Genomic DNA, 225 nt, shown 5'->3' on the forward strand with positions numbered 1-225 from the left:
CAGGAACCGCGTCTGCTGCCCTGGCTGACGGTGCTCGGCAACGTCGCCTTTGGCCTCGAAGTGCGGGGCGTGCCCAGGGCGGAGGCCGAGGACAAGGCCCGCTTCTATACCGCGCTCGTCGGCCTGGCCGAGTTCAGCGATGCCTATCCCAGGCAGCTTTCGGGCGGCATGGCGCAGCGCGTCGGCATCGCCCGGGCCTTGACCGTGCAGCCTGAAATCCTGCTG

1 protein-coding gene is annotated in these 225 nt (G+C 69.3%); it reads left to right on the forward strand.

Features of this window, described 5'->3' with window-relative positions; translation table 11 throughout:
* Positions 1-225, forward strand: a 225-nt coding sequence (locus E5W87_RS35920) for an ATP-binding cassette domain-containing protein (protein ID WP_292408815.1), incomplete at both ends; no start/stop codon positions are given.

This window comes from Mesorhizobium sp. (genome assembly GCF_004962925.1).
Lineage (GTDB): Bacteria > Pseudomonadota > Alphaproteobacteria > Rhizobiales > Rhizobiaceae > Mesorhizobium.